26 protein-coding genes are annotated in these 24,863 nt (G+C 34.3%); 6 read left to right on the top strand and 20 right to left on the bottom strand.

What is annotated here, in order from left to right:
• Nucleotides 1–55 precede the first annotated feature (55 nt).
• Nucleotides 56–736: a peptidase associated/transthyretin-like domain-containing protein gene (locus IEV50_RS05225; protein WP_188412184.1), complete on the top strand. Its 681-nt coding sequence runs from the start codon at nt 56–58 to the stop codon at nt 734–736.
• A 5-nt stretch (nt 737–741) separates the two neighbouring features.
• Here IEV50_RS05225 and IEV50_RS05220 read toward each other — a convergent pair whose 3' ends face one another.
• From IEV50_RS05220 to IEV50_RS05205, 4 genes are all read right to left on the bottom strand, one after another.
• On the bottom strand, nt 742–1,656 hold the full coding sequence (locus tag IEV50_RS05220) for a Ppx/GppA phosphatase family protein (RefSeq protein WP_188412183.1): 915 nt from the start codon (nt 1,654–1,656) through the stop codon (nt 742–744).
• Nucleotides 1,657–1,658: 2 nt separating this feature from the next.
• Nucleotides 1,659–2,375 (bottom strand): SDR family NAD(P)-dependent oxidoreductase, encoded by a 717-nt coding sequence (locus IEV50_RS05215; RefSeq protein ID WP_188412182.1) that lies wholly within the window; start codon nt 2,373–2,375, stop codon nt 1,659–1,661.
• A gap of 137 nt (nt 2,376–2,512) precedes the next feature.
• Entirely contained in the window at nt 2,513–3,853 is a 1,341-nt protein-coding gene (locus IEV50_RS05210; protein WP_188412181.1) for an ABC transporter permease, read from the bottom strand.
• Nucleotides 3,854–3,856: 3 nt separating this feature from the next.
• Nucleotides 3,857–4,753, bottom strand: a complete 897-nt coding sequence (locus tag IEV50_RS05205; protein WP_188412180.1) for an ABC transporter ATP-binding protein — start codon at nt 4,751–4,753, stop codon at nt 3,857–3,859.
• Nucleotides 4,754–5,182: 429 nt separating this feature from the next.
• On the opposite strand from IEV50_RS05205, the gene IEV50_RS05200 reads away from it, so the two are divergent.
• Entirely contained in the window at nt 5,183–6,010 is an 828-nt protein-coding gene (locus IEV50_RS05200; protein WP_188412179.1) for a DUF6882 domain-containing protein, read from the top strand.
• A gap of 76 nt (nt 6,011–6,086) precedes the next feature.
• Here the strand turns inward: IEV50_RS05200 and dnaJ are convergent, their stop codons facing one another.
• From dnaJ to IEV50_RS05175, 5 genes are all read right to left on the bottom strand, one after another.
• Nucleotides 6,087–7,250, bottom strand: coding sequence for a molecular chaperone DnaJ (gene dnaJ / locus IEV50_RS05195; protein WP_188412178.1), 1,164 nt, complete (start codon nt 7,248–7,250; stop codon nt 6,087–6,089).
• A 547-nt stretch (nt 7,251–7,797) separates the two neighbouring features.
• On the bottom strand, nt 7,798–8,379 hold the full coding sequence (locus IEV50_RS05190; protein WP_188412177.1) for a nucleotide exchange factor GrpE: 582 nt from the start codon (nt 8,377–8,379) through the stop codon (nt 7,798–7,800).
• 203 nt (nt 8,380–8,582) lie between these two features.
• A complete protein-coding gene (locus IEV50_RS05185; protein WP_188412176.1) occupies nt 8,583–9,266 on the bottom strand; it encodes a cell division ATP-binding protein FtsE in 684 nt (227 codons plus the stop codon).
• A gap of 1 nt (nt 9,267) precedes the next feature.
• Nucleotides 9,268–9,471, bottom strand: a complete 204-nt coding sequence (locus tag IEV50_RS05180; RefSeq protein WP_188412175.1) for a fructose-6-phosphate aldolase — start codon at nt 9,469–9,471, stop codon at nt 9,268–9,270.
• Nucleotides 9,472–9,617: 146 nt separating this feature from the next.
• Complete coding sequence (locus tag IEV50_RS05175) at nt 9,618–10,634, bottom strand: acyl-CoA reductase (RefSeq protein WP_188412174.1); 1,017 nt, start codon at nt 10,632–10,634, stop codon at nt 9,618–9,620.
• Nucleotides 10,635–10,712: 78 nt separating this feature from the next.
• On the opposite strand from IEV50_RS05175, the gene IEV50_RS05170 reads away from it, so the two are divergent.
• Nucleotides 10,713–11,063, top strand: coding sequence for a 4Fe-4S dicluster domain-containing protein (locus tag IEV50_RS05170; RefSeq protein WP_188412173.1), 351 nt, complete (start codon nt 10,713–10,715; stop codon nt 11,061–11,063).
• 64 nt (nt 11,064–11,127) lie between these two features.
• Here the strand turns inward: IEV50_RS05170 and IEV50_RS05165 are convergent, their stop codons facing one another.
• Nucleotides 11,128–12,375: a serine hydrolase domain-containing protein gene (locus IEV50_RS05165; protein WP_188412172.1), complete on the bottom strand. Its 1,248-nt coding sequence runs from the start codon at nt 12,373–12,375 to the stop codon at nt 11,128–11,130.
• Nucleotides 12,376–12,387: 12 nt separating this feature from the next.
• Nucleotides 12,388–12,840, bottom strand: coding sequence for a universal stress protein (locus tag IEV50_RS05160; protein ID WP_188412171.1), 453 nt, complete (start codon nt 12,838–12,840; stop codon nt 12,388–12,390).
• Nucleotides 12,841–12,950: 110 nt separating this feature from the next.
• Here IEV50_RS05160 and IEV50_RS05155 point away from each other — a divergent pair, with 110 nt between their 5' ends.
• Complete coding sequence (locus tag IEV50_RS05155; RefSeq protein ID WP_188412170.1) at nt 12,951–13,736, top strand: C40 family peptidase; 786 nt, start codon at nt 12,951–12,953, stop codon at nt 13,734–13,736.
• Nucleotides 13,737–13,741: 5 nt separating this feature from the next.
• Here IEV50_RS05155 and IEV50_RS05150 read toward each other — a convergent pair whose 3' ends face one another.
• From IEV50_RS05150 to hisG, 9 genes are all read right to left on the bottom strand, one after another.
• Complete coding sequence (locus tag IEV50_RS05150) at nt 13,742–14,641, bottom strand: WD40 repeat domain-containing protein (protein ID WP_188412169.1); 900 nt, start codon at nt 14,639–14,641, stop codon at nt 13,742–13,744.
• A 171-nt stretch (nt 14,642–14,812) separates the two neighbouring features.
• On the bottom strand, nt 14,813–15,415 hold the full coding sequence (hisIE, locus tag IEV50_RS05145; RefSeq protein WP_188412168.1) for a bifunctional phosphoribosyl-AMP cyclohydrolase/phosphoribosyl-ATP diphosphatase HisIE: 603 nt from the start codon (nt 15,413–15,415) through the stop codon (nt 14,813–14,815).
• A gap of 87 nt (nt 15,416–15,502) precedes the next feature.
• The gene (gene hisF / locus IEV50_RS05140) at nt 15,503–16,258 is read right to left on the bottom strand and encodes an imidazole glycerol phosphate synthase subunit HisF (RefSeq protein ID WP_188412385.1); all 756 of its coding nucleotides are present in this window, start codon (nt 16,256–16,258) and stop codon (nt 15,503–15,505) included.
• 163 nt (nt 16,259–16,421) lie between these two features.
• Entirely contained in the window at nt 16,422–17,171 is a 750-nt protein-coding gene (gene hisA / locus IEV50_RS05135) for a 1-(5-phosphoribosyl)-5-[(5-phosphoribosylamino)methylideneamino]imidazole-4-carboxamide isomerase (RefSeq protein WP_188412167.1), read from the bottom strand.
• Between the two features lie 57 nt (nt 17,172–17,228).
• Entirely contained in the window at nt 17,229–17,819 is a 591-nt protein-coding gene (hisH, locus tag IEV50_RS05130; RefSeq protein ID WP_188412166.1) for an imidazole glycerol phosphate synthase subunit HisH, read from the bottom strand.
• 280 nt (nt 17,820–18,099) lie between these two features.
• A complete protein-coding gene (hisB, locus tag IEV50_RS05125) occupies nt 18,100–19,233 on the bottom strand; it encodes a bifunctional histidinol-phosphatase/imidazoleglycerol-phosphate dehydratase HisB (protein ID WP_188412165.1) in 1,134 nt (377 codons plus the stop codon).
• Between the two features lie 4 nt (nt 19,234–19,237).
• Nucleotides 19,238–20,278, bottom strand: a complete 1,041-nt coding sequence (hisC, locus tag IEV50_RS05120; RefSeq protein ID WP_188412164.1) for a histidinol-phosphate transaminase — start codon at nt 20,276–20,278, stop codon at nt 19,238–19,240.
• Nucleotides 20,279–20,402: 124 nt separating this feature from the next.
• Complete coding sequence (gene hisD, locus IEV50_RS05115; RefSeq protein ID WP_188412163.1) at nt 20,403–21,680, bottom strand: histidinol dehydrogenase; 1,278 nt, start codon at nt 21,678–21,680, stop codon at nt 20,403–20,405.
• A 58-nt stretch (nt 21,681–21,738) separates the two neighbouring features.
• Nucleotides 21,739–22,590 carry an ATP phosphoribosyltransferase gene (hisG, locus tag IEV50_RS05110; RefSeq protein WP_188412162.1) on the bottom strand — a complete coding sequence of 284 codons (852 nt, stop codon included), beginning with the start codon at nt 22,588–22,590 and terminating at the stop codon, nt 21,739–21,741.
• 271 nt (nt 22,591–22,861) lie between these two features.
• Here hisG and IEV50_RS05105 point away from each other — a divergent pair, with 271 nt between their 5' ends.
• The gene (locus IEV50_RS05105; RefSeq protein WP_371870263.1) at nt 22,862–24,427 is read left to right on the top strand and encodes a L,D-transpeptidase family protein; all 1,566 of its coding nucleotides are present in this window, start codon (nt 22,862–22,864) and stop codon (nt 24,425–24,427) included.
• A gap of 18 nt (nt 24,428–24,445) precedes the next feature.
• On the top strand, nt 24,446–24,850 hold the full coding sequence (locus IEV50_RS05100) for a hypothetical protein (protein WP_188412160.1): 405 nt from the start codon (nt 24,446–24,448) through the stop codon (nt 24,848–24,850).
• Nucleotides 24,851–24,863 lie beyond the last annotated feature (13 nt).

Raw genomic sequence — 24,863 nt, 5'->3', positions numbered from 1 at the left:
CTCATCACTTTGTGGAATTTCCGTAGTTGCGTCATCATGATTTAAAATAATAATTATGAAAACCACACAATTTGAAGTAAAAATACAAGAACCATGTTTGCAAAATTGGGACGAGATGGAAAGCCAAAACCAGGATAAGTTTTGTGTTTCTTGCAATAAATGGGTGATAGATTTTTCAAACTACAGCAATGCTGAAATTATTAGCACGCTAGCCAATTCAAAAACCGAAATTTGCGGAAGATTGTCTCAAAATCAACTTAATCAATTAAACTACTATTTGATAGCTGCTCCTGCAAATAGAGATTGGATGAAGTATTTAGGTGTTCTAGCCATTGGAGCCAGTATCTTTATTCAGGATGTAAATGCTGCTGTACCTGTAAAGTATCCTAATGCAATTTCATTATCTGAGGTAAAACCCAATTTAAAAGATGAGAAACCATCACTTAATCGGGTGTTTTATGGATATGTTTTTTTTGGAGATAATAAACCTGCTGCGGGATTAAAATTGCAGATTAAGAATACCAACTATTCGGCAGTAACTGATAAAAATGGTCGCTACGAGTTTAAACTGAATGATAACTTCGATCGTAAATCAAATGTTGTAATCATCAAGGAATCTGATTATGTTACGGAACTAAAATTAAATTTTAATACCTCAAAGCAACAAAATTATTATCCAGCAAAGATGCAATCGATGATTTTAGGGAGGATGATGTATGTGCCAAAGAAATCTTAATAATTTTACAACAAGCTAGCCAATACGCCCATTTTTAAATCATAGTTTGATAAAGTTAATTGATTGATTTTCAATCTGCCCATGATATAATTTGCCAAAAGTGCTGCAACGACGCACATGTCAATTCGTAAAGGAATCATACCGGGCATCGCAGCTCTATCATCATGCGTTGAGTTAATCAATTTTATTGTAGTTTCTATATATTCATCAAAGTTAAATTCGTAAGTTTTAACTGTTGTTATATCTTCAGAATGATTATTTTTTCTAATGATTAGTTCTGCAAAAGTTTCAAAGGCACCTGCCGATCCAATTAGCATTTTAGGCTGATGAAGCTCACAAATTTCGAACAAATCTATAAGCTGATTTTGAACCTTTGCAAGAATTAAGTTTTTCTCATCATCGCTAATTGGGTCTGACTTAAAATATTGTTGCATTAGCCGTGCTGCACCAATGTTGTAACTTTTTTTCCAGATTAACTTTTCTGTATCACAAAGTATAAATTCAATGCTTCCGCCACCAATATCCATAATTAAGGATGTATTTTGAATGGCACCGCTTAACTTTACACCTTTGTAAATTAACCCCGCTTCTTTATCACCAGTAATTATTTCAATATCGATATTTGCGATTTCTTTAGCTTTCGAAACAAAATCTTTTCCATTTTCTGCACTTCTAATTGCTGATGTTGCAGTTGCTTTTACTTTATCAACATTGTGCTTTTCAATTATACTACTAAAATCTTTCAAAGTATTTATTCCTCTTTCAAAAGCAGCAGGAATAATAATGTTATCATTAATTCTGCCCTCACCTAATTTTACTGGTACATTTGTTTTATAAAGAATGTTAAAACCCTTAGCTGTAGATTCAGCAATAAGTAAATGGAAAGTATTTGTTCCTAAATCAATAACCGCAAAGCGCATATTTATATTTTTGTAAATAAATATCGAGGAAAAATTTTTAATATCCATGCAAACAATCGCCATCTCTTACTCACATATATTACATCAGCTTTATGCTCAATAGCTTTTACAATTTGCTTTGCAGCTTTTCTTACAGGTGTAACCCAAAATAAATTATTGCCTTTTGCCATTGCTGTATCAACATAACCTGGTCTTATGTCAAGAATGTTGATTGGTATTTTGAATTTCTTAGCTTTTCTAGATAGACCTTCGAGATAGTTTATTTGATAGGCTTTAGAGGCACTGTAAGCCGGAGCCTTTTCGTTACCCCGAAGACCGGCAACAGAAGTTATTGCTGCAATTTGACCATGACCTTGTTTTTTAAAATAATCAAATGTCCATGTAATAACATTGGTAAATGAACTAACATTTGTTTTAATGGTATCCTGCTCAATTAAATTATCAAGATTTTCATTTATTTCGCCAAAACCCGCACTGTAAATTAATATGTCGAATCCGCCGAGTCTATTAATCAAGTCAGTTAAATTCTCAATTAAATTGAGTTCATCATTTATATCAAAGCAGGAACCAAATATTTTCTCAGGATTTAAATTCTCGATTTCATTTATCAGGATTTGTCTTTTACCAGTTATGCCAACAATATACCCTAAAGAAGACATTTGAATTGCTAATGCCTTGCCAATGCCTGAAGTTGCACCAATGATAATAATCTTTTTCAAAATATTTTGGTTGAGATTGTTAAAACCAAGTTACAAAAAGCAGGTTAAAACCACGTGTAATATAAAATATAACAACCTGACTAATAATTTATTACAAAATCTTTAGTGATTTTTGCTACGCTCAGGAGTTGTGTATTTTAGTTTTTATACCAAAACCATTTCACCATTTCTTTAAAACTTGCTTTTTTGCCATACATTAAAATACCCACGCGATAAATTCTTGCTGCAAACCAAACTGTACCAATGAAACCAATTATAAGAATTCCCATCGACAATACTAACTCCCAACCTGGAACGCCATAAGGTAAACGTACAACCATAGCGATAGGAGAGGTGAATGGAATTATAGAAAGCCAGAAAGCAATGCTCCCATAAGGATCGTTTGTAACAACACTTAAGGATAGTGCATACCCTAAAAGGAGTGGCATCATCACCGGCATCATAAACTGCTGCGTTTCGGTTTCACTATCTACTGCTGAGCCAATTGCTGCATATAGCGCGCTGTAAAAAAGGTAACCTCCTAAAAAGTAAAAAATGAATACTGTGATAATTTTACCAATATCAAGGTTTTCAAGGCTTTTCTGAACATTTCCTAGCGGTCCATCATTTATTGCTGCTGCCTGAATTTGTTGTGCGCCAGGTTTGCCTGTCGAAATCTTCGAACTCGAAGCTATCATTTTTCTCGCATCTTGTTTGCTTACAAAAACACTAACTGTTAGGGCTGATATTGAAAAAGTAAGTATAATCCATAATAAAAATTGAGTTAAACCAACCATCGCTATTCCGATAATTTTTCCCATCATTAGCTGAAATGGTTTAACAGACGAAATCATAATTTCTATAATTCTACTGGTTTTTTCTTCAATTACGCCACGCATTACCTGTACACCATAAAGCATAATAAACATAAACATCATCACACCTGCAACGAATGCAATTATTGTACTTGCGCCTGCACTGCTATTTTCTTCTTTACCACTATCACCAATTTTCTTCGTGCCGATAATTACTTTACTTTTAAGATTATCCAAATCGGCTTGCGAAATTCCCGATTTTTTGAGTTTGTAATCTCTGATTAAATCTTCAATAGAATCAGAAATTTTTCCATCAAGAGATAAGCCTGCTTGTTTTGTTCCAATTAGTTCTATGCCTTTTGGTGTTTCAATATCAAAATCAGGAATATATAAAATATAGTCGTATTTGCTCCTAGTCAGGCTTTTCTTTAAACTTTCAAATGATTTATCAACGTAATCGTATGTTATGTTTTTATTAGATATTAGCTTTTCAGTTAATGTTTTATTTTGATTAATTACAGCAATGGTATCGGTTTTATCATTAATACCTTTTATGGAGAAGTAAATTATAAGCCCATAAAATCCTGCAATAATTAACGGCGTTAAAAAAGTCATTATAATGAACGATTTTTTTTTAACCCTTGATAAATATTCTCTTCTTATAATTAGTAAAATCTTATTCATACCTTATTTTTTAACACGTTCAATAAAAATATCGTTCATACTGGGTATAACCTCTTCCAAATGATTTATACGCACTTCAGGAAGCATTAATCCTAAAACATCGTTAACAGAATTACCTTCTTTCAGCTTAAATTTTAAACTTTTACCTTCTTTAATTTCTGTGTATTCTATTATATCAAAGAATTTTGAATTACTAAAATCGGCTTCTCCTTTATATTCAATTCTGTAGGTATTGTTTCTATAACTTGCTTTAATATCATCTACGGATCCATCTAAAATCTTTTTAGATTTATCAATAAGAGCAATATTATCACACAATTCTTCTACGCTTTCCATTCTATGCGTAGAGAATATAAAAGTTGTTCCTTTTGCATTTAATTCAAGAATTTCATTTTTTATTAAATCGGCATTTACAGGGTCGAAACCGGAGAAAGGCTCATCAAGAATAATTAATTCGGGATTGTGCAAAATGGTTGCAACAAATTGTACCTTTTGCTGCATGCCCTTACTTAAATCTTCTACTTTTTTATTCCACCAACTACCCATATCTAATTTTTCAAACCAGAATTTTATCCGCTTAGTTGCTTCAGCTGTGTTTAATCCTTTAAGTTTTGAGAGGTAGAGTACCTGTTCGCCAATTTCCATTTTTTTATATAATCCGCGTTCTTCTGGTAAATAACCAATTTGATTGATGTGATTTGAGTTAAGTTTTTTACCATTGAAGATAACTTCACCACTATCAGGAGCGGTAATTTGAGTTATAATTCTAATTAAAGAAGTTTTGCCTGCACCATTGGGTCCTAAAAGACCGAAGATTTTACCTTTTTCAACTTCCAAACTCACATCGTCGAGCGCACGATGGTTTGCGTATTGTTTAACAATATTTTTTACGCTAAGCATAGTTAAAGTTTTAGTTGTTTATTAGTCGTAAAAAAGTACTAAAGGTTACAGAAAATAAAAGGTTTTTCTATAGTATATGCAAAAGTACATAGCTTGCCGCTCCTCTTTTAATGTTTTTGTTATCCTTAAGTAAGTTATAGTAACTTTTTGTTTGTGAGTTGTTTATAAATAATAAAAAATTTATTTGCTCTTTTTAAAAAAAGATTTTGTGTAATAAAAAAAGTAAAATTACTGATATAAATAACTGATTAGTAGTTACTTGTTTTTTTTTGTACTGATCAAATAAATGATTTGTCAGATTTTTGATTTATCTGTTTTGTAATCAACGTTTAATAATTTACTTTCAATTGCATTTAAAATATAAAAACAATCGATAACTCGGTTAAAAACTAAATTCTAGCTAAGAATTAATCTTTAACATATAAAAATATGAATCAAAATAATTTAAGTGGAGTTTATGTAACGGAAGATAATATTCGCTTGGGTTATGATGCATTCGTTACTCAATTAATGCCTGGCAAGATGAATTTCTTAAGGAAATTTTTTGCTCGTTCTGCGAGGGAGAGAAATCCAGGTAAAATGGTTTCAATGAAATACCCTCACTTTAATAAACCTGAGCAACAGCTTATTGAAAGGTTTGGCGGAATTGCTTTTGATAAACAGATTGATGTTGCACAAATTATTGGTGAAAATAGATGGAGCCTTGATATGATTAATTGCGAAATTAATTTTGGCGACGATCTTGTTTTCCCATTTCAAATTCTTGGTTCTTTTTCTAGGTCATCCCAAAGTTGGCTTTGGGCTTGGGCAAACATTGAGGCGGATATGGCTAATGATTCATTACAACACGCCTTTAAACTAAAAAAATATGGTGATGATAATGGAATAGAGTTTTTAAAGGCAGGTAATTTTAAGGCTTCGAATATGGATTTACACTTAATAGGCTTAACTGCTTCTGGTATGATGAATGCCAGCGGTTACTATATTGCTGATTATGGAAAGGGTGCTATTGTTTTTACTTTTAAAAGTGATGTTATAGATAAAGCAGCCAAAAATCAACATGAAAGAATCTTCACTGTTTTTAATCAGTTAATTTCTGATTTTGATGTAGACCACAAAGCGGCTTTAAAATTCTATTTAGAAGCAAAAGGCTATAAAACCTCTGTTGAGAAGTATAAAATTAAAGGCTTGATGGGTTCTAATAAAATTATTGGTGAATTTGATAAAGACAATACATTAACCAAATTAAGTGGCTAGCATAGCCTATGGGAGAAAACAAAAAAACCGATGCATTAGTATCGGTTTTTTTGTTTAATAATTTAATTTAAACTTATTATTCGAAATATTCTTTCATTCTATCGAAAAAGCTTTTCTCATTTTTACCTGGTTGCGGTTTAAAATTGGCAGAATCACGTAATTTTTCTAAAATAGTTCGCTCTTCACTGCTTAAAGCTTTCGGTGTCCAAACATTGATGTGAATAATCTCATCCCCTCTGTGGTATGAATTTACTTCAGGTAAACCTTTTCCTTTTAAGCGTAAAAGTTTTCCGCTTTGTGTACCTGGGTCAATTTTTATTTTTGCTTTACCGTCTATCGTTGGTACTTCAATACTAATACCCAAAGCAGCATCTGCAAAACTTAAATGTAAATCGTAAACTATGTTATTGCCTTCGCGTTTTAAAGTTTCATGAGCATTTTCTTCAATTAAAATAATCAAATCGCCGGGAACGCCTCCGTTTGGAGCTGCATTTCCTTTTCCACTCATGCTTAATTGCATACCTTCACTCACTCCTGCAGGAATGTTAATTGTAATGGTTTCTTCGCCACGCACAACACCATCTCCATGGCAAACCGTACACTTAGCCGTAATTTGCTGGCCACTGCCATTACAAGTAGGACAGGTAGATGCAGTTTGCATTTGCCCTAAAATTGTATTGGTAACCCGACGAACTTGTCCGCTGCCACCACAAGTACCACATGTACTTACTGATGATTTATCTTTTGCGCCCGTTCCATCGCATGTTTTGCAGGCAATTAGTTTATTTACTTTTATTTTCTTCTCAGCACCGTGAGCAATTTCCTCTAAAGTTAATTTAACTTTTATACGAAGATTTGAGCCTTTAGCTACACGACGACCACCACGTTGTTGACCTCCGCCTCCGCCGCCAAAAAAGCTTTCGAATGGATTATGACCACCAAAAATATCTCCAAAATTGCTGAAAATATCATCCATGTTCATATTTCCGCCACCATAGCCTCCAGATGCACTGCTGCCAACTCCTGCATGACCAAATTGGTCGTAACGTTGTTTTTTCTCCGCATTGCTTAACACTTCGTAAGCTTCGGCAGCTTCTTTAAACATATCTTCTGCAGCCTTATCTCCCGGATTTTTATCAGGGTGATATTTAATGGCCATTTTACGATAAGCTTTCTTAATCTCATCAGCCGGGGCGCTTTTCGTTACGCCTAATACATCATAATAGTCTCTTTTACTCATCTCTATTTATAGAATGATTGAATTTTTGAAGGATCGAATTAGAGAATATAATAACCATTCAATCAATCAACTCATTTTCATATTCAAAATTAGTTTAACTGGTATCTTTTTATTTACTAATTATTTTAATGATGGAATTTTGAAGGATTGAATTAGAGCATGTACTAATCATTCAATCAATTATTCATTTTCACATTCAAAATTAGTTTACTCCAGTATCTTTTTATTTACTAATTATTTTAATGATTGAATTCTGAAGGATTGAGTTAGAGCACATACTAATCATTCAATCAATCACTCATTTTCACATTCAAAATTAGTTTAACTGGTATCTTTTTATTTACTAATTATTTTAATGATTGAATTCTGAAGGATTGAGTTAGAGCATATACTAATCATTCAATCAATCACTCATTTTCACATTCAAAATTAGTTTAACTGGTATCTTTTTATTTACTAATTATTTTAATGATTGAATTCTGAAGGATTGAGTTAGAGCATATACTAGTCATTCAATCAATCACTCATTTTTACATTCAAAATTAGTTTACGCTCCTACTACTACTTTTGCAAAGCGGATAACGTTATCATTTAAGGTATAGCCTTTTTCAACTTCATCAATCACTTTACCTTTTAGCACATCTGTTGGTGCAGGAATATTGGTAATTGCTTCGTGGAAATCAGTGTTAAAATCTTTGTTAATGCTTTCTACATCTTTCAGACCTTTTTGAGCCAATGTATTTTTTAGTTTTGTGCTAACCAATAAAATACCTTCTTTAACAGGCGCAACATCTGTAGCGGTTTCCATTGCTTTTAATGCTCTGTCGAAATCATCTAATACAGGTAAAAGAGATATAATTACATCTTTACCAGCAGTTTGTAGCAACTCAACACGTTCTTTTTGAGTACGGCGTTTATAATTGTCAAACTCAGCGTATAAGCGTAAATATTTATCATTAAGTTGTTGAACTTCATTTTGAAGTTTTTCTTCAGCAGATTGCTCTTCAGCTTGCTCTAAGTTTTCCGGGGCATCAGTATTTTCTGAATTCTGGGCTTCAGTATTTTCTGATGGATTTTCAGTATTCATTATATTTTCTTCTATATCGTTATTTTTCTTCTTATTAAACATAATATTCAGGCTGAATTTTTTCTATTATGCGCAACTATTTTGCCATAAACCTAAATCAGCCAAGCTGGCAGAGTTATTTGAATTTACCTGAACAGATTGACAGCAGATGTACGATTGCAGATTTTTGATTTACGATTTTGGCAGAAAGTGTTAGCCATTAGATTTAGCTATTTTGACAATCTGAAATCTAAAGTTATAACTAGCTAAACTATTTGTGCATCTTCATGAACAATTCCACTTTCACATTTAATAATTCTGGACGGGAACTTTCTAATCATTTGATAATCGTGTGTGGCCATTAAAATAGCTGTTCCATTTTGGCTAATCTGTTTTAGAAGGGTTACAATTTCTTCTGATGTCTCCGGGTCAAGATTACCTGTTGGTTCATCAGCAAGAATAATTTCAGGATCGTTAAGTAAAGCCCTTGCAATTACAATACGTTGTTGTTCTCCACCTGAAATTTCATGAGGCATTTTTTTAATTTTTGAACGTAAACCAACTTTATCCAGTACATCTTTAATGCGCTCATTAATAAGATTTGCGTCCTTCCAGCCTGTTGCTTTCAAAACGAATTCGAGGTTTTTTTCTATCGTTCGATCTGTTAGTAACTGGAAATCCTGAAAAACAACACCTAATTTGCGACGTAAAAAAGGAACCTGACTTTCTTTTAAATTTTTTAAATCAAAGCCCACAATATCTCCGTTTCCATTTCCGATGTGCAAATCGCCATATAATATTTTAAGCAGACTACTTTTTCCAGAACCTGTTTGACCAATCAAAAACACAAATTCGCCTTTCTCTATATGTAAATTTACGTTTGATAATACTAAGTGTTTTTGTTGAAAAACATCAACATTGCTTAAATGAATTACTGCGTTTTCTGCCATGTTATATTTCTAATTTAGCAATTTGCCCAAAAGGCAAATCTTTTACCATTTCCATGATGTATTCTTGTTTGTCTCCTAAACCTAATTTATCAAGCGATTTATCAGGTCTATCTACTCTAAAATAAGCAAGCAAAGTAAACTTGTCATCTCTAAGCTGAACATAATCTGGAATTTTGGCGATGCCTTTAACTTTAATGATATACATTGTGCCCAAAAATAGCTATTTAAGCTGAAAGCTGAAAGGTAAAAAACCAAAGAGTATATGCAATGTGATTTGATTTACGAGATAAGATAATATCTGATTGATGTATTTTCTGATTAGGAAATTTAGCTCCCACAAAATAGATATTGCTATACTAAGCCATTCAAAAATTCAACGGTATTAACATCATCAGCATAATCCCACAGTTTTGGATGTTGGCCTTCTCCAAATCCGAATGTTTTAGTTTTGATAGAAGCTTTCGTAATTATGCATTGAATTTGTTGTGCTTTTTCATTTAGCTTTTCTTCAATATCGTTAGTGTTCAAATACTCTTCGTAAAAAAGAACGGCAAGTGGCGAAGTTAAACTTTCATCTTCCTTTAAGAGTAAAAAGCCATTGTCGAAATGCTTAGCTGCATTTACCAGATAAATAGATTTATTGTAATCGTAGTTATTATTATACTTAAAATGATTGATTATTGGTTGGTAGCTTTCTATGCCTTCATAAAATTTAGCAATATCGTAACCTTTTGGGAAATAAAGTTTAGATACATTTCTGCAGCCTAAACCAAAATAATCAAACACGTCTGCACCTAAATTTTGTATATCTTCAAATGATTCAGAACCATCTAAAACTGCGACACTATTTCTATTTTTTCTGATGATGTTTGGAACTTTGCTAAAGTAATAATCGAAGTATCTTGATGAATTATTACTTCCGGTGGCAATTATGGCATCAAAATCTTTTAATCGTTCTACATATTCTATTCTATCCCTAAAGCCATTTTCAATATTTGTAAGTTCGGTAATTATGGCTTTAATCAATTTATCATCAGAAGAAGATAGTTTTATTAATGCAATATTTCCTGTCGCCAGCACAGTTAAAACATCGTGCAAACCAACCATTGGTATATTTCCGGCTAAAATTAAGCCCACTTTTTTTGGTGAAATGCTAAACTTAACTGACTGAAACCAGTAATTTAAATCGTTTTCATTAAGCATTTCAGCAAATGAAGAAACAGATTTTTTTATATTTTCTGGCGTAAACCAGGCATTACTATTTTGTGCAGCAAACATGGTGTTTTCTAGTTTATCAGTAGGATTGGTAAGAAAGTTGCCTAACTGTTTAAAGGCGATTATTACTTTTTCTTGTGTTAAAACTGACATATTTAGAATTATTATTAAATGATTAAGTGCTATATTTGCAGCGCAAAGGTAAACTAAGCAAAAGAATTAGACGAAAACATGGCGATTAAAATAACAGATGAGTGTATAAATTGCGGGGCTTGCGAACCGGAATGCCCTAATAATGCAATATACGATGCCGGTACTGCTTGGCGTTTTTCTGACGGAACAAATTTGAATGGTACTATAGATTTTGGAAATCAACAAATAGAAGCTGATGCTGCGCAAGAAGCAGTTTCTGATGAAGTTTATTATATCGTGTCAGATAAGTGTACGGAGTGTAAAGGATTTCACGACGAGCCTCAATGTGCTGCAGTTTGCCCGGTAGATTGTTGTGTTGATGATGAAGATATCCGTGAAACAGAAGAGGAATTATTAACCAAAAAAGCTTGGTTACACCAAGAAAATTAATTTACTAATTAGCATTTTTAAAATATTAAAGTCCTGATGTGAATCGGGACTTTATTTTTTACAGTTAATTAATGGCTTTATAAATTATCGATTGAAATTTTTCTGCAATTTCGCCGTGTGAAAATGGCCACTGCTGAACATAAATTTGAGCAACAATTTTCTTTTTTGGATCTACCCAGAAATTTGAACCAAAGAAACCTCCCCAACTGTAGGAGCCGACACTTTTACCAAATTTCTTCGCTCCTTTGTCAGTCACAAATTCAAATCCTAAGCCAAAAGTATTATCTCCAAAAGGAATACTTCCTATTTGGTTGGTAGTCATTAAATTAACACTGTTTTCCGAAAGAATTCTTTTCCCATTATACGTGCCACCATTCAGCAACATTTGCAGAAAAACCCCATAATCTTTTGATGTGGAAACTAAGCCCGCCCCGCCAGCGAAATAACCATTTTTATTAATTGGATAATTAATTGTTGCTCCTGGAAAAGTACCATCTTTCCAAACTTTTACCTGATGTGTTTTTTCATCTTCTGTGTAAACTGTGGATAATCTATTGTGTTTATCTTTAGGAAGTGCGAAATACGTATCAACCATATTAAGTGGCACAAAAATTCGCTGCTTAAAAAAGCTATCTAAGCTCAAACCCGAAGTTACCTCAACTAGTCTGCCTAAAACATCCATGCTTAGGCTGTAATGCCAGCTTTCCCCAGGTTGATTTGCAAGCGGTAGGGTTCCCAATCTATTAATTTCTGTTTCTAAAAGTTTTTTATGAATAACGAAGCCCGCTTCAACACCCGCTTTAGCATAAATGGCATTCATTTCAGGCGATCCAATTTGGGCGTAGCCAAGCCCGGAAGTATGGGTAAGTAATTCTCTGATGGTAATTTCGTGATTTGCTGGTTTTGTAGTATAGCTCGAATCAGAAGGATTAAACTTATCTAATACTTTTGGATTTTTAAAGGCCGGGATGTAATTCGAAATCGGATCATCCAATTTAAATTTACCCTCATCAAATAAAATCATCACAGCAGTACAAGTAACAGCCTTAGTTTGCGAGGCAATTCTTAAAATATCATTGGTTTTAAAAGGTCTGTTTAAATTGTTGCCTAATGATTTATTATACACAGTTTTACCATCAACAGCTATGTTTGCGGTAATACCTTTAATCCATCCTTTGCTTAAATACTCCTTAAATAAAGCATCTATTTTTGAAAGTTCAACAAGTGAAACTTTTTGTTGTGTGGTTTGCGAAACCGCCGAATTCCAAATAAGAAAAGCAATGAGGATAGTTGAATGTATAATCTTTTTCATGAACGATATTGGTTAGTCGATATCGCTTTTATTTGGTATAATTAGCACCGGGCAAGCCGATTTTCTGGCTACATGTTCCGCAACACTTCCCATTAAAAAATGATATAAACCTGTTCTTCCATAAGTACCAATTACGATTAAATCAGAACCCCATTCATCAGATTGCTGAATTATACCATGAGCTGCAGTATCAACCACACTTAGGTAGGTGGTTTTAATTCCGCCAGAAAATTTATTTTCCATTTCTTTTAAGAGCACATGGCTATTTTCGTCGCTATTATCATAAGTCTCTAAAAAAACAGGTGCAAGGGTTAAATCAGGATTAACATTGGCAGGAATTGGCTCAATTATGTTAACCAACGCAACTTCTGCATCGAATTTGACTGCAATTTCATATCCGGCTTTCGCAGCTTTTTCTGAGCAGGTACTGTTATCAACAGCAATTAAAATTTTCTTAAAGTTCATAGCGAAGAGATTAAAATGTAAACATTATAAAATTAACAAATTTGTGCGCAAAATGTTAGTCAATGAATGTAATTTGTTAGTTTTACTAAATCTTTTACCAGCATATTTAAATGGAAAATCAATACGGTATTTGCAGAGTTGCAGTCGCACCTTTAAGGGCAAGCGCATCAGATAAAGCAGAAATTGTTTCGCAGCTACTTTTTGGCGAACATGTTGAAATTATCCAGAAAGAAGAGCGCTGGTGGTTAATCCAAAATGGTTATGATGGCTACGAAGGTTGGATGGATTTTAGGCAGCTGGCTCCTGTAACACAGCAGGAATTTATAGAAATGCAAGATTGTAAATGCCTATCACCTTTGAATTTCGATAATACTTTAACTGCTGCTGATGGAAGTTTCTATCATTTAAGTCCGTCCAGCAACCTGCCATATTTAGCCGATGGATATTGTTATGCTGGTAAGGAAAAGTTCAAATTAAATTTTATTCCTCACGATAGTTTGAAAGCCGATTTCAAAGCAGAAGTTGAATCTACAGCTAAATTTTTTCAAAATATTCCGTATCTGTGGGGAGGTAGAAATTTGTTCGGTTTAGATTGTTCTGGCTTTGTACAAACTGTTTTTAAAATGCTTAACATTAAATTAAACAGAGATGCATCACAGCAAGCCGAGCAAGGAGAATTAGTAGGTTTTTTAGCTGAATGTAAGGCTGGTGATGTTGCTTTTTTCGATAATACGGAAGGTAAGATTACCCATGTTGGTATTATGCTGAGCAACAACGAAATTATTCATTCATCAGGAAAGGTAAGAATAGACCCTGTAGATGATGAAGGTATATACAATAAAGAGTTAGGAAAATACACACATAAACTAAGAATTATAAAGCGTTTTGTGGAGTGACTGAATTAATTCTCCATCTCCCAAACTATAACTTTCCTGTCATCTCCTGTAGAGATTAAATACTTGCCATCATTACTCCAGATTATTTTATTGATTGAGTGCGCATGTCCAGACTCACTTTTCTCTAAACTTAAAATTTTATACAATTTAAAGTTTTCTGCATCCCAAATTTTAATGCTTTTATCTTGACTACTCGTTGCAAAATAAGGTAGTGTAAGGTGGAAGGAGATGTCGTAAATGGTAAACATGTGCGCTGGTATGGTTTGGAACAACTCATGGTTTGGTAGATTCCAGATTTTTAATTGCGCATCTCTACTTCCAGAAATTAAATATTTTCCTTCCGGATGGTAGGCGAGCGAAGTAACAGGTAAAGAGTGACTTTCTAACGTTTGCTTTAAACTATAATCGTTTAAATTGTAAATTCTAATTAAATGGTCTTTACAACCAAGTGCAATTTCTTTTTCATCTCGGGAAATTGCTATCGTTCTTACGGTATCGTATGCAGCCTGAAAACGGTAAATTTCTGTAAAATCAGTTAACGACCAAACTGCAACCGTACCATCTTCGCCAGTTGTAATCAACTCATTTTTTGATATCACGGTTTTGATGTCGAAAATTGGCTTCAAGTGTGCATTTACCCGAATAACAATTTTTTCTTTATGTAAATCGTAAACACTAAATGCACCACTGCGTTCTCCAACAAATAAAAAATTATCAAAATGGTGCAAGCAATACACAGAACTTTGAACAGGCATTTTAACCTTCAGAAAAGCCATATCCGCTAACGACCATTCTACAACGCCTTTATCATTTCCGGCGCTATAGAATGTTTCGCCTCCCTCAGAATTGGTTAAAGCATAAACAGGATTTTGATGACCAGAAAGGGTTTTTAAGTGTTTGAGCATTGGATTGAGGATTGAGGTTGAGGTTGAGAGATTGAGGTTAAGGCTGAGACTGAGACTGAGGTTGAGGCCAAGACCAAGATTGAGGCTGAGATTGAGTTGTAAGCAGCCTGCCTCAATCTTAACCTTAACCTTGACTTCAACCTCAATCTCAGTCTTAGCCTTAACCTCAACCTACTTATGTCTTTTCTCTAAATTTTTTGCAATGTCTTGAATGGATAAACCTTTTTCTTTTAGCAAGAATAGCAGATGAAACACAAGGTCTGATGCCTCTCCAATTAGTTCTTCCTCACTTTCCGCCAATGCAGCAATTACGGTTTCTACGCCTTCTTCACCAACTTTTTGTGCAATTTTATTTAAACCTTTTTTGCGCATTTTGTTGATGTAAGAACCTTCAACAGGATTTGCATATCTATCATCAATGATGTTCTCCAATTCAAAAATGAAGTTTTGATTAAATTCTGTTTTGAAACAGCTGCGGCTACCAGTATGGCAAGTTGGTCCGACAGCATCGGCTTTAATTAGGATTGTGTCGTTATCGCAATCAACAAAAAGTTCTTTAACGTAGAGAAAATTGTTGCTGGTTTCTCCTTTAGTCCAAAGGCGATTTTTAGAGCGTGAAAAAAAAGTAACCTTACCCTCAGCTTGCGTTTTCTCTAATGCTTCTGCATTCATATAACCCAGCATTAAAACCTCTAAAGTTTTATAATCCTGGATGATTACAGGCAATAAGCCAGCTGTTTTATCCCAATCAAGAGAAAATGTATTGATATTCATTTTTTTATCTTTTCAGTCATTGAGAGGTACGAAGCAATCTTTCCTGCAAAATAGATTGCTTCGTACTTCGCAATGACGAGTGTAAATTTAAATTCTTACAGGAATTTGATTTCTGTTTAATTCCTGTTTCAAATCTGGTATTAGAATTTCGCCGTAATGAAACACAGATGCTGCTAATGCGGCATCAACATTTGCTTTTTGAAATACTTCTGTAAAATGTTCCATGTTTCCAGCTCCGCCAGATGCAATAATTGGAATATTTATCATTTGATTTATTTTGTGAAGTAAACCACAATCAAAACCTGCCTTGGTGCCATCATGGTCCATAGAGGTTAATAAAATTTCTCCAGCACCTAAATCTTCGGCTTGTTTAATCCAGTTTTCGGTTTCTAGTTCGATAATTAATCGGCCACCGTTTAAGTGAACCATATTTCTACCATCAACAAATTTAGTATCAACGGCTAAAACTACAAACTGAACACCAAAAGCCTTTGCTAGTTCTTCAATCAATTTTGGGTTACGAACAGCAGCCGAATTAATACTAATTTTATCTGCACCTGCATTTAGTAAAGCTTCTGCATCAGCAAGTTCGGTAATGCCACCACCAATTGTGAAAGGAATATTCAATTGACGGGCAACTGATTTAACCATTTCAATCATCGTTTTACGCCGCTCATGTGTAGCCGTGATGTCTAAAAATACCAGTTCATCTGCGCCTTGCTGTGCATATTGAGCAGCTAATTCTACCGGGTCGCCTGCATCGCGTAAATCAACAAAATTTACACCTTTTACCGTGCGACCGTCTTTAACATCGAGGCAGGGAATTATTCTTTTACTCAGCATTTGTTTGGGTTTCGTCATTGCGAGGCACGATTATCCTAAATAGTTCGCTAGGCGCATCGTCACACTGAATTTATTTCAGGGTCTTATATGTATTAAAGATGCTGAAATAAATTCAGCATGACGACCGATTAACAATACTTCAATTATTATTCAAATTGTTGGGTTAAATCGAACTTAACATCCTCAAATTCCACTCTTTAATCTCTTCGATGGTAATTCTATCTTCGTAAATTGCTTTTCCAACTACAACACTTCTAATTGGATATTTAGCCAATTCGTAAATATCTTCCATAGAACTCACGCCACCTGATGCAATCAATTTTATCATTGGAGAGTGTTCGAGTAGTTTTTTGTACAATTCTACAGCAGCACCACCTAATTTACCATCCTTACTAATATCGGTACATAAAAAACGGAAGAATCCTAAGGCCAGGCATTTATCAACATAGTCCATCAATTTGATTGGCGAACTTTCCATCCAACCAGAATATTTAATTACCTCGTCTAGCACATCGATGGCAATTACAATGCGATTTGCATAGTCTTCTTTTTTGGCAAAAGTCTCGCTTAATTCTTGTAAGAAATCAGGATTCGTAATCGCTTGGGTACCTACAATTACACGATGGATTCCTGCATCAAGCAAATTCGTTACCTGATCAATCGTACGAATTCCTCCTCCATACTGCACTTTCATTTCAGTTTTCTTAATGATTTCGAAAAGTGATTTTTGATTACTGAAATCACCTTTAGCACCATTCAAATCAATAATATGGATGAAATCGGTTCCATTTGAACGGTACTTTTCTATCATATCGGCAATAGAAACATCATATTCAGTTTTCTGGTTATAGTCGCCCTCGCGTAGGCGAACAACCTTTCCATCCAAAATATCAATAGCAGGAATTATATACATTTCTTAAGTTATAAATTAAAGGTTGAAAGTTAAAAGTTACTTTTTAATTTCTAAAGCTCAACGGAGATTTGAAAAATTTTTTAATATCTGTTCTCCAGCTTTTCCAGATTTTTCTGGGTGGAACTGAACGCCATAAAAGTTATCTTTTTGTATCGCTGCTGAAAACTTTAATCCGTAATGAGCAGAGGCGATGTCAAAAGTAGGGTTATATTCAATAAAGTACGAATGCACAAAGTAAAATTGTGTATTATCTTCAACACCTTCAAACAGCGAATTGTTTTTCGGATTAACAGCGTTCCAGCCCATGTGTGGGATTTTGATATTCAGCGACTTATCGAATTTTTTCGTTTTCACAGGCACGATACTCAAAAGCGCTGCATCTCCCTCTTCCGAATGTTCAGTAATCAATTGCATACCAACACAAATTCCCAAAACGGGTTTTTTTAAAGCTTTTATAGCATCAATTAATCCGGTGTGCTTTAATTTTTCCATCGCCGTACCAGCATGCCCAACGCCAGGGATAATGATGTGGCTGTATTTTTCTAAGTCTGATTCGGTGTTTACCATGCCATATTGCACATTTAAACGCTCTAAAGCTGCGGTTAATGAGAAGATATTGCCAGCGCCATAATTTACTATTCCAATCATTTTAGTATTAGTATCGAGTATTTAGTATCAAGTATTAGTATCAAGTATTAGTATCAAGTATTTAGTATCAAGTATCAAGACAATAAGCCTATTAATTAGCTGTTATTAAAATTCCTTTTATAAAATTTGAAAACGAATGTTAGTTTTCCAAAGGTTCTGCAGTCCCGCTATTCGTTTCAAGGCCCGATGAAGAATCGGTCGCTTTCCACTGCTATCGGGTTTATTTAACAAAGTACCTACATCAAGGCCTATCCCAATCATCCATCATCCCTCTTACATTTTACAAAAGCCCTTTTGTGCTTGGCAAAACCATTTTCTCCGCATCACGCTTAATCGCCATTTTAATTGCTTTTGCGAAAGCTTTAAAGATAGCCTCAATTTTATGATGTTCATTATCACCTTCAGCTTTGATGTTTAGATTGCATTTTGCTGCATCACTAAACGATTTGAAGAAGTGATAGAACATTTCTGTAGGCATATCGCCAACTTTTTCGCGTTTAAATTCTGCATCCCACACAATCCAGTTTCTTCCGCCGAAATCTATCGCAACTTGCGCTAAACAATCATCCATAGGCAAGCAAAACCCGTAACGTTCAATACCTAGTTTGTTGCCTAAGCCTTTAGCAAAAGCCTCGCCAAGGGCAATTCCAGTGTCTTCTATCGTGTGGTGTTCGTCTATATGTAAATCGCCTTTGGCTATGATTTCTAAATCAACACTTCCATGTCTGGCAATTTGGTCTAGCATGTGGTCAAAAAAGTTTAAGCCCGTTTCGATTTTAGCTTTGCCGGTTCCATCTAAATCTAAATTTATGGTAATGTCGGTTTCATTGGTTTTACGCACATGGTTAATTTTCCTAATTCCTGCCTTAAGCAAGTTGTAAATATCTTCCCATTTTTTAGTTTCTAAAACAATAACATCAAGCAAGGTTTCATGTTTGTCTAGCGCTTCAGTGGAACCTAATGCATCATTCTGACGAAGGAAAATAGCTTTTGCACCTAAGTTTTTAGCCAAAACAACATCGTTTAACCTGTCTCCAATGACGTATGAATTTTTTAAATCGTAATCGCTACTGAAATATTTTGTTAGCAAAGCTGTACCCGGTTTACGAGTAGGAGCATTGTCTTTCGCAAAAGTTCTGTCGATAACTATTTCGCTAAAGTTTACACCTTCACCAGCAAAAGTATCTAACATAAAATTGTGGATGGGCCAAAAATTTTCCTCCGGATTTGATAATGTTCCTAATCCATCCTGATTGGTAACCATTACCAATTCGTAATCCATTTCTGCCGCAATTTTAGAAAGATAATATAACGAGCGTGGATAAAATTTTAGCTTGGCAAAACTATCAACTTGTTCATCATCTGGTTCGATATTTAAAGTTCCGTCGCGGTCTATAAATAATACTTTCTTCATTTATTTAGAAATTTTTCAGAATGGTTATCAATTTATCATTTTCTTCAATCGTTCCTACAGTTATCCTTAAACAACCCTCGCACAAAATTACTTTTGAGCGGTCGCGAACAATGATTCCCTCTTCCACTAATGTATCGTAAATTTTTGTTGCATCGGTTAAGGCAACTAAAATAAAATTCGCATCCGAAGGATACACTTTTGTAACGATATTTAAGTTGCTTAACTGGTCAGCTAGTCGCTCTCTTTCTGATACAGATTCTTTAATCCATGCGTTAACTTGTTCGATGTTTTTTAATGCCTCAAAAGCTAAGTCTTGAGTAGCCTGATTGATATTATAAGGCGGCTTAATTTTATTCAAAACATCGATAACTTTTGTTGATGAAAATGCCATCCCCAAACGTAAAGCAGCAAGGCCCCAAGCCTTAGAAAAAGTTTGCAAAACAACCAGGTTTCCATATTCAGTTAACTCCTGAATAAAGGTCTTTTGTTTAGCATAATTTATGTAGGCCTCATCAATAACAATGATACCTTTAAAGTTGGCTAAAATGGTTTCAATATCTGTTCTATTTATCGAATTTCCGGTTGGATTATTTGGGGAACAAATGAAAATTAATTTCGTGTTTTTATCAATCGTTTCTGCGATTTTTTCGAGGTCTAATTGGAAGTTCGGAAGTAGATTTACTTTTCGAATTTCTACATCATTTATATTCGCAGATACTTCGTACATGCCATAAGTTGGGGGCAAAATAATTACATTATCTTTTCCCGGATTACAAAAGGCACGAAACAACAAATCAATTGCCTCATCACTACCATTTCCAAGGAAAGTATTTTCAATTGGTACACCTTTAATTTTACTAATGGCATCCTTTAAATCTAACTGTAAAGGGTCTGGGTAGCGATTGTAATTTGCGGGTAGGGGAGAACCGTAACTGTTCTCATTGGCATCTAAAAATATAGATGCCTGACCTTTAAACTCATCTCTGGCGGTAGAGTATGGTTTAAGGCTTCTTATATTTTCTCTTACTAATTCGTTAATATCCATTTTTAATGGGTTTTTAGTTTTTTGGTTGTTTAGTTTTTGGTTTATTGATTTTAGTTTTTGTCGGATGTTGCAATAAGTACCTTGCTTACACTCTAACCAACTAGTAAACCAATTAACAAACTAACTATCTTAATCTAATCGTAACCGCATTTTTGTGTGCATCCAAACCTTCAGCTGCGGCGAGTACTTCTACTGTTGGTCCAATGTTTTTTAATCCATTGGTTGATAAGTGTTGAAAGGTTATCTTTTTAAGAAATGAATCAATTGATACACCCGAATAGGCTTTAGCAAAGCCACTTGTAGGTAAAGTGTGATTAGTTCCTGATGCATAATCGCCTGCACTTTCCGGAGTAAGGTTTCCTAAGAATATCGAACCTGCATTGATTATCAGTGGGATAAGGTGCTCAAATTTTTCTGTCGCTAAAATTAAGTGTTCAGGCGCATATTCATTTGAAAACTCCATTGCTACGCTCAAATCATTAACTAAAACAGCATAAGAATTTTCGATTGCTTTAGCTGCTATTTCCTTTCTTGGTAGGATAGCTAACTGATTTTCAATTTCTAAAAGTGTTTCTTCTATTATTTCAATAGATGTAGAGACCAAAATTGCCTGACTATCAATTCCATGTTCTGCTTGTGCAAGTAAGTCGGCGGCTACAAATGACGGATTGGCAGTCTCGTCAGCAACCACCAAAACCTCAGATGGCCCTGCAGGCATATCAATCGCCACCTTGTTTTGAACCATAGTTTTTGCTGTGGTTACATAACGGTTGCCTGGACCGAAAATCTTATAAACTTGAGGCACAGTTTCCGTTCCGAAAGCCATGGCGGCTACGGCTTGTGCACCTCCAATTAAGTAAATTTTCTCTATGCCTAAAAGCACAGCGCAATAAGCTAGGTAGCAGTTGGTTTTGCCATCACTTTGAGGTGGAGAACAAACCACTATATCTTTGCAACCAGCAATAATAGCTGGGGTAGCCAGCATTAAAAAAGTGCTTGGTAAAACTGCTGTTCCGCCTGGAATATAAAGGCCAACTTTTTGAATAGCTCTCGATTCTCGCCAGCAAACTACGCCAGGCATGGTTTCTATTTTATCTTCAGTTTTTAATTGAGACTGATGAAATGTTTTTATGTTATGATAAGCCGTTTCAATTGCTTTTTTAGCATCAGCCGGAATGGTAGATGCAATACTTTTTAATTCCTCAGCATCTAAAAAAAGTTTTTCTAACTCGACTTTATCGAATGCTTTTGCGAAATTAAGGAGTGCTTTATCGCCATCATTTTTTACAGTTTTTATGATGTCTGTAACACGTTCTTCAACCAATTTATCATCTTCAATTTGCCTCGAACACAGTTCTTCAATTTTTGATTTAGATAAATCTTTATAATTATAGACTTTCAATGTGTTATAATTTAAAATTAACTAATAGTTAATATGAATTTATAGGTTTTTAACTAATTTAAGTGATAATTTTTTCGATTGGCATAACCAGAATTCCTTCTGCGCCAGCTGCTTTTAAGCTGTTAATTTTATCCCAAAAATCTTCTTCGGCAATTACAGAATGTACAGCAACCCAGTTCGGTTCGAAGAGCGGAACTACCGTTGGACTTTTAACTCCCGGCAACAAATCAACAACTTTTTGTAAGTTATCTTTCGATACATTTAATACAACATACTTATTAGATTTTGCACTTAAAACGGAGCGGATTCTTTGTAATAATTCTGCAACTTCTGGGTTGTCCAATATTGATTTATTTCCGATTAAAATTGCTTCCGATTGCATCACATCAGCGAACGGTTTTAGTCCATTACTTTTCAATGTTCCGCCTGTAGAAACGATGTCGAAAATGGCGTCACTTAAACCTAAACCCGGGCCAATTTCTACCGAACCAGAGATGGTTCTGATATCAGATTTTATACCCTTTTCTGTTAAAAATTTTTCAAGAATTATAGGGTAGGATGTGGCGATTGCTTTGCCATTTAAGTCTTCCAGTTTTTGGATATCACTACCGGTTTGAATAGCAATTTTTAAGGTGCATTTTCCAAAGCCTAGCCTCTGTAGATATTCTACCCCAGCTTGCGTTTCGGTAATTACATTTTCCCCAACTATACCCAAATCGGCAATGCCATCTTGTACGTATTCTGGAATGTCATCATCACGAAGAAAAAGAATTTCTAATGGAAAATTTTGAACAGTTGATATTAAAGAACTCTTATAGTTTTCGAAAGAAAGACCACAATTTTTTAATATTTCTACGGATTTTTCGTTTAACCTACCCGATTTTTGGATAGCGATTTTTAGTGTTTTCAAAGTATTGAATATAGAATGAACAAGAAATAATTTTTCGGAAAAAAAGTTTTGAATACAAAACAAACATATCATATCGCCTATTGGCGATGGTGCAAATGTAAGTGATGTTTCAAAGTTAAATTCATAAATTATTTATGCCAGTATCAATACGTTAGCTGATATGCGGTGGCAAATATAGTGTTTGAAACCGTAAATCAAAAAATAATGGCACTTAATTTGTCTTAATGCTGAAATTAAATTGCAATAAACTTATTTTGTGCTAAATTTTTACGTGTTGAAGAATTCTCGTTTTCTGGTAGTCCCATTTATTTTATGTATTTCCGCTTGCGGCTGGTTTAAAAGTCCGCCAGAGATTGGCAAAGTTTTGGCTGAACATTTTAACAATAAAATTTACAAAGATTTCGATACCGTAGCATATGACAGTGTTTTCGTCAAAACGATAGATAGTCTTTCTGATAATTTTATTAATCCTAAAACGATTAAAGCCTTTTATGCAGCAAATATAAATGCGCCAAAGCTGGTTACAAAGTTTTATGTGAATGGCCAACTAGATTCACTTACAAATTATCTGGAAAATAGTACGGCTCATGGCTTTAATCCTAAAATTTTTAAAACTGATGAGATAAAAAATTTACTTCAGGAACTCTCTACCAACAAATTTAAAAATGTTGAGGAAAGTTACCCAATAATTGCTAAGCTGGAAATACTCAGTGCTAATGCCTATTTAAATTATTCCAACTTTTTGAAATTTGGTCTTGTAAATCCTCGTAATATTTTTTCAAGATATTATATTAGAGTTAAACGACCAGATAGTTTAGGTATGACAAATTTACTGGGTTCTGTAAGTTTGTTGGATACATTGAGAGCCATTCAGCCAAAATTGGCTCAATATAAAGGTTTACAAAGCGCATATTTAAAAGCTAATTCTGAGGCTGAAAAAAGAACTTTGTTATTAAATATGGAGCGTTTCCGTTGGAAAATGCCCGAAACCGGAGATAATTATATTCAGGTAAATATTGCTGATTTTAAACTTACATGGTTCGATAAACAAGATACTGTAATTTCTATGAAAGTTTGCGTTGGTGGAAAGCGTGAGGATGGTTACGAAGAAAAGATGAAAGCCTTCGTTAAATCAGGAAATTTGGATGATAAGCCTAAAAATCATGAAACGCCATTGTTATTTAGTAAAATTAATTCGATACAGGCAAATCCGATTTGGAACATTCCGGTAAGTATTGCACAAAGCGAAATCTATTGGATGGCTAGAAAAGACCGTTATTATTTATCAAACAGTAACATTAATGTTTATTATAAAGATAAATTAATCGGCGAACCTGATACCATAAATTGGAACCGCTATTCGAGAGATAAACTTCCCTTTAAATTTAAGCAAGGTTCTGGAGGTGGAAATGCTTTGGGTAAGTTCAAATTTATTTTTGATAATGGTTCAAGTATTTATCTGCACGATACAAATAATAAAAATGGTTTTAATTTAAATAACAGGGCAATTAGCCATGGTTGTGTGCGTGTTGAAAAACCATTGGAATTTGCCGAAAAACTATTGAACGACAACTATACTTATGATAAATTAAGGGTTGAAGTAGATATGCTGCCAGTTGATACCACGCACATGAACTGGTACCGCAAACGCATGGCTAAAAAAGCTGACACCTTAAAGTCTTTTCAGTTGAAACCGGCTTGGTTTGGCCCGAAGAAAGCCGTGCCACTTTTAATTACTTATTTTACGGCTTGGGCGCAAAACGACAAAATAGAATATCGTCCTGATGTTTATGCCATGGATGAAAAACTTTGGACGGCCATGAAGAAATTTAGATAGAAGCTGTAGATTTGTCAAATGCAAGATAACATTACTTTTAACCATCAAGCTGATATCGTAAATAGTGCCATTAGGTTTATTAACTCGTGGTTTAAACAATCTAAGTCCATTACTGAAGAATTGAATGATTTTTTTATCCTTCCGGGAAATAAAGTAATTGGCAAAGATGTTATTATTAGTAGGTTGAAAGGTATTTTTGGTAAATCTGATGAATATGTTGGCGGAAGATATGATATTATCGACGTAAATTTTGAATTGCTGAGTGATGAAAAAGGAATGGGCTTTGTGGAAGGTGTTGCAGGTTATCGTGATGTTATTCAAAAGCAATCCAAAATTAAGAGTGGTCCATTTAAACTTTATTTTGCACTTCAAAATAGTGCATGGAAAATAGTGAATATAGAATTTCCGGGCTTTGAATATTAGAACGAGTTTATTA

Source organism: Pedobacter mendelii (assembly GCF_014635725.1).
Classification (GTDB): Bacteria; Bacteroidota; Bacteroidia; order Sphingobacteriales; family Sphingobacteriaceae; genus Pedobacter; species Pedobacter mendelii.
Note: the sequence above shows the minus strand (reverse complement) of the source record. Positions and strands in the feature narration are given on the sequence as shown.